The organism is Nocardioides sp., assembly GCF_024509035.1.
GTDB lineage: Bacteria > Actinomycetota > Actinomycetes > Propionibacteriales > Nocardioidaceae > Nocardioides.
The window spans coordinates 16,087-24,647 of record NZ_JANINT010000247.1 but is presented as its reverse complement, the minus strand read 5'-3'; the positions used below and the strand labels follow the sequence as shown (position 1 = coordinate 24,647).

Genomic DNA, 8,561 nt, shown 5'->3' with positions numbered 1-8,561 from the left:
CAGGTCGCCGCCGCCCAGCGGGCGCTGGCCGAGCTCGGCATCGTCGACATCCCGGTCTGCGGCCTGGCCAAGCGTCTCGAGGAGGTGTGGCTTCCCGACCAGGAGGATCCGGTGATCCTGGCCAGGTCCAGCGAGGGGCTCTACCTCCTCCAGCGCATCCGCGACGAGGCGCACCGCTTCGCGATCACCCACCACCGGTCGCGGCGGTCCAAGTCGATGGTCGAGAGCCTGCTCGACGACGTCCCCGGACTCGGGGAGGTGCGACGCAAGACCCTGCTCAAGCACTTCGGCTCGCTCAAGCGGCTGCGCGAGGCGTCGGCCGAGGAGATCGCCCAGGTGCCGGGCATCGGCGCCCGCACCGCCGGTGCGATCAAGGATGCGGTGGCCCAGGCCAACCGCAAGACTGGTCCCGCCGTCGTCAGCGTCAACACCGCCACAGGCGAGATCGAGGAGGGCTAGGACGTGTCCAACGACATGCCCCACGACCGGCTGGGCGAGCTGGTCGTCGTGACCGGCATGACCGGGGCCGGCCGCAGCACCGCGGCCAAGGAGCTGGAGGACCTCGGCTACTACGTCGTCGACAACCTCCCCCCCAGCCTGCTGCGCGAGGTGGTGCGGCTCGTCGACGACAGCCGTGGCAGCCAGCAGCCGATCGCGGTCGTCGTCGACGTCCGCTCGGGGTCGTTCTTCCAGACCCTCCAGGCCAACCTCGCCCAGGGTGCCACCGGGCGGCACGCGACCCTGGTGTTCCTCGAGGCGGCCGACGACGTCCTCGTACGCCGCCAGGATGCCGCCCGGCGTCCGCACCCCCTCCAGGGCACTGGTCGGCTCATCGACGGGCTGCGGCGCGAGCGCGAGGTGCTGGCGGACCTGCGCAGTGACGCCGACCTCGTCATCGACACCACCCGTCTCAACGTGCATCAGCTCACCGACCGGATCGCCGAGGCGTTCGGCACCCCGGACACGACGCGGCTCAAGGTGAGCGTCGTGAGCTTCGGGGCCAAGTACGGCATCCCCGTCGACGCCGACTTCGTGGCAGACATGCGCTTCCTCCCCAACCCGCACTGGATCCCCGAGCTGCGTCCGCAGACCGGGCGTGACGCGGCCGTCTCGGACTACGTCCTCTCCCAGCCCGGTGCCGCGGAGTTCCTCGACGCCTACGTCCCCGTGCTCGAGGGCGTCGCCAGCGGCTACCTGCGCGAGGGGAAGCGGTTCATGACCGTGGCCATCGGCTGCACCGGCGGCAAGCACCGCAGCGTCGCGATGACCGAGGAGATCGCCCGGCGCCTCCAGGCCGCCGGCTTCGACACCCGCGCGACCCACCGCGACCTCGGTCGTGAGTGAGGCGCGCGTGGCGCACGACCGCGCCCAGGCGGTGGTCGCGTTCGGGGGTGGGCACGGCCTGGCCGCGTCCCTGCAGGCTTTGCGCATCCTCGTCGACGACTTGGTGGTCGACGACCTGACCGCGGTGGTGACGGTCGCCGACAACGGTGGCTCGTCGGGACGGCTGCGGGCCGAGTTCGGGGTCCTGCCTCCGGGCGACCTGCGGATGGCGCTCGCGGCGCTGTGCGGGGAGCACCAGTGGGGCGACACCTGGGCACGGGTCCTCCAGCACCGTTTCGCGGGCCAGGGCGACATGCGCGGCCACGTGATCGGCAACCTCCTCATCGTCGGCCTGTGGGAGCAGCTCGGTGACCCCGTCGCGGCGCTCGACTGGGTGGGCCGGCTCCTGGGAGCCTCGGGCCGGGTGCTGCCGATGGCGCTCACGCCGCTCGACATCACCGCCGAGGTCCGCGGGCTGCCCGAGAACCCGGCCGGTCTGACCACCGTGCGTGGCCAGGTCGAGGTCGCGACCACCGAGGGTGTCATCTCCTCCATCGCCCTCGATCCGCCCGACCCCGAGCCGTGCCCCGAGGCGCTCGCGGCGGTGCACGCGGCCGACTGGCTCGTGCTCGGCCCCGGGTCGTGGTTCACCTCGGTGATCCCGCACCTGATGGTGCCGGCCCTCCACGACGCGATCGTGACGAGCGAGGCGCGCGTGGTCGTCACCCTCAACCTCACCGAGCAGGCGGGGGAGACCCCGGGATTCGAGGCCGCGGACCACCTCGCGGTCCTCGCCGAGCACGCCCCTGACCTGCGCATCCACACCGTGCTGGCCGACGCCGCGAGCGTCGGGGAGGGCCTCGAGGACCTGCTCGAGGTCGTCCGCGCGGCCGGTGCGGAGCTGGTCGTCGCCGACGTCGCGTGCGACGACGGCTCTCCGCGTCACGACCCGGCGAAGCTGGCGGCGGCGTACGCCCGGATCATGGGCACGTGAGCTCTCCCGACGATCTCGACCGGGCGGCCACGGGTCGTTGACGGTCGTGAAAGGATCAGCGCCATGGCGATGACGGCACAGGTCAAGGCGGAGCTGGCCAGCACCCAGGTCACGAAGACGTGCTGCCGCAAGGCCGAGGTGGCCTCGATGCTGCGGTTCGCAGGCGGTCTGCACATCGTCAGCGGCCGCATCGTGGTCGAGGCCGAGTTCGACACCGGCGCCTCGGCCCGTCGGCTGCGCACGAACATCGCCGAGGTCTACGGCCACCAGTCCGACGTGGTGATGGTCCAGGGCAACGGCATCCGCAAGGGCAGCCGCTACATCGTGCGGGTCGTCAAGGACGGCGAGGCGCTGGCTCGCCAGACCGGACTGCTCGACCAGCGTGGCCGGCCCGTGCGCGGGCTGCCGCCCGCGGTCGTGTCCGGAGGCGGGTGCGACTCCGTCGCGGCCTGGCGCGGAGCGTTCCTCGCGCACGGCTCGCTCACCGAGCCGGGTCGTTCCTCGGCGCTCGAGGTCACCTGCCCGGGGCCCGAGGCCGCGCTCGCGCTGGTCGGGGTCGCCCGGCGGCTCGGCATCCACGCCAAGGCGCGTGAGGTCCGAGGCGTCGACCGCGTGGTGATCCGCGACGGCGACGCGATCGGTCAGCTGCTCACCCGCCTCGGCGCCCACGAGTCGTTGATGGCCTGGGAGGAGCGCCGGATGCGCCGGGAGGTGCGCGCGACGGCCAACCGGCTCGCCAACTTCGACGACGCCAACCTGCGCCGGTCGGCCCGCGCCGCCGTCGCGGCGGGCGCGCGGGTCGAGCGGGCGATGGAGATCCTCGGCGAGGACGTGCCCGACCACCTCAAGATGGCCGGCGAGCTCCGCCTCGAGCACAAGCAGGCCTCGCTGGAGGAGCTCGGCCAGCTGCACGACCCCGTGCTGACCAAGGACGCCATCGCCGGACGGATCCGTCGGCTGCTGGCGATGGCCGACAAGCGCGCCGAAGAGCTCGGGATCCCCGACACCGAAGCATCCCTGACGCCCGACATGCTGGCCGACGAAGGGTGACTTCGGCTCTATGAAGACCTAAGGTCCCGTGCTCAGGGGACCTTCGCTCGTTACCGGGACGTACCCCGGGACGAGAGGTTGGTCATAGCGATCCGACGGATAGGGTCGACAGACGGACGGCCGGACACCCCAGCCGCCACCACCAGCTAGCGCGACATGAGGAGCTCTGCAGTGACCGTTCGAGTAGGTATCAACGGGTTCGGCCGGATCGGCCGCAACTTCTTCCGGGCCGTCGTGGCGTCCGGCGCCGACATCGAGATCGTCGCCGTCAACGACCTGACGGACAACAAGACCCTGGCCACGCTGCTGAAGTACGACTCGATCCTGGGCCGCCTCGACGGCGACGTCACCTCGACCGAGACCGAGATCTCCGCCGCCGGCCACACCTTCAAGGTGTTCGAGGAGCGCGACCCGGCCGCACTGCCGTGGGGTGACCTCAACGTCGACATCGTCATCGAGTCGACCGGCCTGTTCACCGACGCGACCAAGGCCAAGGCCCACATCGACGGCGGCGCCAAGAAGGTCATCATCTCCGCTCCGGCGAAGAACGAGGACGTCACCATCGTGATGGGCGTCAACGAGGGCGACTACGACCCGGCCGCGCACACCATCATCTCCAACGCCTCGTGCACCACCAACTGCCTGGCCCCGATGGCCAAGGCGCTCCACGACGAGCTCGGCATCGTCAAGGGCCTGATGACCACCATCCACGCCTACACCGGTGACCAGAACCTCCTCGACGGCCCGCACCGCGACCTGCGTCGTGCCCGCGCCGCCGCGCTGAACATCGTCCCGACCTCGACCGGCGCCGCCAAGGCGATCGGCCTGGTCATGCCCGAGCTCAAGGGCAAGCTCGACGGCTACGCCCTGCGCGTCCCCACCCCGACCGGTTCCGCCACCGACCTCACCTTCGAGGCCGGCCGCGAGACCACCGTCGAGGAGGTCAACGCGATCGTCAAGGCTGCCGCCGACGGCAAGTTCCTCAAGTACAGCGAGGACCCGATCGTCTCCACCGACATCACCACCGACCCGGCGTCGTGCATCTTCGACGCGCCGCTGACCAAGGTCATCGGCAACCAGGTCAAGGTCGTCGGCTGGTACGACAACGAGTGGGGCTACTCCAACCGCCTCGTCGACCTGATCGACTACGTCGCGGCGACCCTCTGATCGTGGGTCAGTACGACGGACTCGGTGAGGTCGCCGGCAAGCGTGTGCTGGTCCGGTCCGACCTCAACGTCCCGCTCGACGGGACGACCATCACCGACGACGGCCGGATCCGCGCCAGCGTGCCGACCATCAAGGCGCTGGCCGACGCCGGCGCGCGGGTGATCGTGACCGCGCACCTCGGGCGCCCCAAGGGGGCGCCCGAGGACCGGTACTCCTTGCGTCCGGTCGTCGCGCGGCTCGGCGAGCTGCTCGGCCAGGAGGTCGCGTTCGCGACCGACACGGTCGGGGAGAGCGCCCAGGCCACGGTCGCCGGTCTCGAGGACGGTCAGGTCGCTGTGCTGGAGAACGTCCGGTTCAACCCGGGCGAGACCAGCAAGGACGAGGCCGAGCGGGGCGCGTTCGCCGACCAGCTCGCGGCTCTCGCCGACGCCTTCGTCTCCGACGGCTTCGGCGTGGTCCACCGCAAGCAGGCCTCGGTCTACGACGTCGCCCAGCGGCTCCCGCACGCCATGGGTGCCTTGGTCGCCAAGGAGACCGAGGTGCTGCGCCGGCTGACCGTCGACCCGGCCCGGCCCTACGTGGTCGTGCTCGGTGGCTCGAAGGTCTCCGACAAGCTCGGCGTGATCGACAACCTGCTCGGCAAGGCCGACAAGCTGCTCATCGGTGGCGGCATGGTGTTCACCTTCCTCAAGGCCCAGGGCCACGAGGTCGGCAAGAGCCTCCTCGAGGAGGACCAGCTCGACACCTGCCGCTCCTACCTCGAGCGGGCCGCGCAGAGCGGCGTCGAGATCGTGCTCCCGACCGACATCGTGGTCGACACCGCGTTCCCCTCGGGGGACCGGACGCCCGAGCCGCGCGTCGTACCCGCTTCCGAGATCCCGGCCGACGCCCTCGGCCTGGACATCGGTCCGGACTCGGCCCAGGCGTTCGCGGCCGAGCTCGCCGACGCCAAGACCGTGTTCTGGAACGGTCCGATGGGTGTCTTCGAGACCGAGGCGTTCGCCGGCGGCACCCGTGCCGTCGCCGAGGCACTGACCAACGTCGACGGCCTCTCGGTGGTCGGCGGAGGCGACTCTGCTGCCGCGGTCCGTCGGCTCGGCTTCGACCAGGCGGCGTTCGGTCACATCTCCACGGGTGGCGGCGCCAGCCTGGAGTACCTCGAGGGCAAGGAACTGCCTGGCATCAAGGTCCTCGAGGCCTGATCCACCCGGGCGTGGCCCCCCGCGGACGCCGTCCGCGGGGGCCCGACCCGGCTCCCACGTACCCCACCGGGGCCCGCCGCCCCGGCTCACGAGATCGCCGAGGATGGCATGGCCAACAACCGCACCCCGCTGATGGCGGGCAACTGGAAGATGAACCTGAACCACCAGGAGGCGGTGGTCCTGGTCCAGAAGCTCGCGTGGACGCTGTCGGACAAGAAGCACGACTACGCGCGTGCCGAGGTGGTCGTGGTGCCGCCGTTCACCGACCTGCGCTCGGTCCAGACGCTGGTCGACGGTGACCGGCTGCAGGTCAAGTACGCCGCCCAGGACGTCTCGACGCACGACTCGGGCGCCTACACCGGCGAGATCTCGGCGAGCATGCTCGCCAAGCTGGGCTGCTCCTACGTCGTGGTCGGCCACAGCGAGCGGCGCGAGTACCACGCCGAGAGCGACCAGGTCGTCAACGCCAAGGCGCACAAGGCCCTCGAGGCCGGCATGGTCCCGATCGTCTGCGTCGGCGAGGGCCTCGAGGTCCGCCAGGCCCAGCAGCACGTCGAGCACTGCCTCGCGCAGGTCGACGGCTCCCTCGCCGGCTTCACGGCCGAGCAGGTCGCCGGCCTGGTCATCGCCTACGAGCCCGTCTGGGCCATCGGCACCGGCGAGGTCGCGACCCCCGAGGACGCCCAGGAGGTCTGCGCGGCGGTCCGTGAGCGGGTCCGCGAGGTCCACGGCGACGACGCCGCGGACGCCGTGCGCGTCCTCTACGGTGGCTCGGTGAAGGCTTCGAACGTCGCCGGCATCATGGCCAAGGACGACGTGGACGGTTGCCTGGTCGGTGGCGCGAGCCTCCAGGCGGACGAGTTCGGCGGGATCTGCCGCTTCTACGACATGCCGGTCCTCTGATCCGGCAGGGTCTGACGTAGGCTTATCGATCGTGACTCTGCTCTTCACCATCGTGCTCATGATCACGAGCGGTCTGATGATCCTGCTCGTGCTGCTCCACAAGGGTCGCGGTGGCGGCCTCTCGGACATGTTCGGCGGTGGCGTCTCGAGCTCGCTCGGTGGCTCGTCGGTCGCGGAACGCAACCTCGACCGGCTCACGGTCGGGATCGGCGTCATCTGGTTTGCCTGCGTGGTGGCCCTCGGGCTCCTGCTGGCGTACTGAGAACTCGAGAAAGGGAACCGTTCCGTGGCTGGTGGAGGAAACGCTATTCGCGGTAGCCGGGTGGGGGCCGGCCCGATGGGCGAGGCCGAGCGTGGCGAGGCCGCGCCTCGTCAGGCTGTCACCTACTTCTGTGCCCACGAGCACCGCTCGGTCGTGACCTTCTCGGTCGAGGCCCAGGTGCCGGACTCCTGGGACTGCCCCAAGTGCGGCCTCCCGGCGAGCCTCGACTCCGAGAACCCGCCGCCGGCGCCGAAGATCGAGCCCTACAAGACGCATCTGGCCTACGTGAAGGAGCGGCGCTCTGACCAGGAGGCCGCCGACATCCTCGACGAGGCGATCCAGCTGCTCCGCTCGCGCCGCAAGTCCGGCGACATCATCTTCTAGCCGGGACTAGCTCACACCGCACGACTCCTTGCCGACTCGGCGCATCTGCAGATCTGCAGGGCGTCGAGTCGGCGCGTCTGCAGGTCACATGGGTGCCGAGTGGGCGCGTCTGCAGGTCACATGGGTGCCGAGTGGGCGCGTCTGCAGGTCACGCTGAGATGCGCCCGCGTCGCCGTCGCGCTTCGCGCGCCACTTCCCTGATGATCCGGTCGCACTCCCGCTGACGTCCGAAGACGTGCTCGCGGTCAAAGGCTCGGATCAGCCACCCGTCGTCCGCGAGCTCTCCGCGCCGCTCTCGATCGTGGGCGATCTGCTCGGGCGTGCTGTGCCACTCGTCGCCGTCGTACTCGTAACCCGAGAGCAGTTGCTCGTCGGCGAGGTCCAGACGCGCCCGCAACCGGCCGTCTCGAAACACCTCGACCTGTGGCACGACATGAACCTGGGCTTCGATGCAGCGCAATCTGAGGACGGATTCCCCTGGCGACTCGGAGCGACCGTCGCCGAGAGGCGCAATCGCTCGCAGTGTGGTGACCCAACGCATCCCGCGGAATCGTTCGATGCCCTGGATGAACTCGCCGCGGCTGAACGCGTTGAGCCGCAGCATGGCGTCGATACCCGAGATCGCCTCGTCGGTCCACCGCACCCTGCCGAGGTCCCACGCGGTTCGTAGCGGGGTGGTGACGGGAATGCCTGCTACTTCGGTGACGTCTTCAGGGCGCAGGTTGCGTTCTCCGCTGTTGGTGAGGCTGTTGCGGAGGCGGCCGTGACCAGACGGGCGGTAGACCGAGAGCGGCCGCAGCTCGAGGTGCTCGCCCGGTCGGAGAATCATCTCCGCGCCGAGGAGCCAGCCCGCGTGGCGATCGACGACCACGCAGTCGTCGGGTACGACCAGGCGAAGGCATGCGGCTCGCAGCGCCCTCGAGTCACCGGTCTCCGTGGCGAGGTAGACGCCCTTGATGGGCCGCCTTAGCAGTCCTTCGGTCATCAGCCGACCGAGCTGGTACCGACTGATCCCGGCAGCGATGGCCTGTTGGTAGGTGAAGGGTTCGTCGTGCGGAAGTGGAAGCTCTCCGGCGACGCTCCCGCTGGCGATCATTCTCTGGATGTCCATTCCAGCCACTTGCCCGCCGGGCCACCTGCTCGATCAGGCCGATCGCGACCCTGTGGACAACGTCGTCACCGGTGGGGTCACGGCCGTCTGCAGACGTGCCGACTCGCATACGGATCTGCAGACGTGCCGACTCGCGCCCTTTCGGATCTGCAGACGTGCCGACTC

At 70.2% G+C, this 8,561-nt stretch carries 10 protein-coding genes; 9 read left to right on the top strand and 1 reads right to left on the bottom strand.

What is annotated here, in order from left to right:
- From Q0L15_RS17135 to Q0L15_RS17095, 9 genes are all read left to right on the top strand, one after another.
- The coding region (locus tag Q0L15_RS17135) for a helix-hairpin-helix domain-containing protein (protein WP_296605661.1) at positions 1–459 on the top strand (459 nt) is incomplete at its 5' end.
- Positions 460–474: 15 nt separating this feature from the next.
- Positions 475–1,344 carry an RNase adapter RapZ gene (gene rapZ / locus Q0L15_RS17130; RefSeq protein ID WP_296605663.1) on the top strand — a complete coding sequence of 290 codons (870 nt, stop codon included), beginning with the start codon at positions 475–477 and terminating at the stop codon, positions 1,342–1,344.
- A 7-nt stretch (positions 1,345–1,351) separates the two neighbouring features.
- Positions 1,352–2,317: a uridine diphosphate-N-acetylglucosamine-binding protein YvcK gene (gene yvcK, locus Q0L15_RS17125; protein WP_296605662.1), complete on the top strand. Its 966-nt coding sequence runs from the start codon at positions 1,352–1,354 to the stop codon at positions 2,315–2,317.
- A 63-nt stretch (positions 2,318–2,380) separates the two neighbouring features.
- Positions 2,381–3,367, top strand: a complete 987-nt coding sequence (whiA, locus tag Q0L15_RS17120; protein ID WP_296605660.1) for a DNA-binding protein WhiA — start codon at positions 2,381–2,383, stop codon at positions 3,365–3,367.
- Positions 3,368–3,538: 171 nt separating this feature from the next.
- Entirely contained in the window at positions 3,539–4,534 is a 996-nt protein-coding gene (gene gap, locus Q0L15_RS17115; RefSeq protein WP_296605659.1) for a type I glyceraldehyde-3-phosphate dehydrogenase, read from the top strand.
- 2 nt (positions 4,535–4,536) lie between these two features.
- Complete coding sequence (locus Q0L15_RS17110; protein WP_296605658.1) at positions 4,537–5,736, top strand: phosphoglycerate kinase; 1,200 nt, start codon at positions 4,537–4,539, stop codon at positions 5,734–5,736.
- 108 nt (positions 5,737–5,844) lie between these two features.
- Complete coding sequence (tpiA, locus tag Q0L15_RS17105; protein WP_296605657.1) at positions 5,845–6,639, top strand: triose-phosphate isomerase; 795 nt, start codon at positions 5,845–5,847, stop codon at positions 6,637–6,639.
- A gap of 31 nt (positions 6,640–6,670) precedes the next feature.
- A complete protein-coding gene (gene secG, locus Q0L15_RS17100) occupies positions 6,671–6,901 on the top strand; it encodes a preprotein translocase subunit SecG (RefSeq protein WP_296605656.1) in 231 nt (76 codons plus the stop codon).
- A 24-nt stretch (positions 6,902–6,925) separates the two neighbouring features.
- On the top strand, positions 6,926–7,285 hold the full coding sequence (locus Q0L15_RS17095) for an RNA polymerase-binding protein RbpA (protein WP_296605655.1): 360 nt from the start codon (positions 6,926–6,928) through the stop codon (positions 7,283–7,285).
- 148 nt (positions 7,286–7,433) lie between these two features.
- Here Q0L15_RS17095 and Q0L15_RS17090 read toward each other — a convergent pair whose 3' ends face one another.
- A complete protein-coding gene (locus tag Q0L15_RS17090; protein ID WP_296605654.1) occupies positions 7,434–8,396 on the bottom strand; it encodes a type IV toxin-antitoxin system AbiEi family antitoxin domain-containing protein in 963 nt (320 codons plus the stop codon).
- Positions 8,397–8,561: the final 165 nt, after the last annotated feature.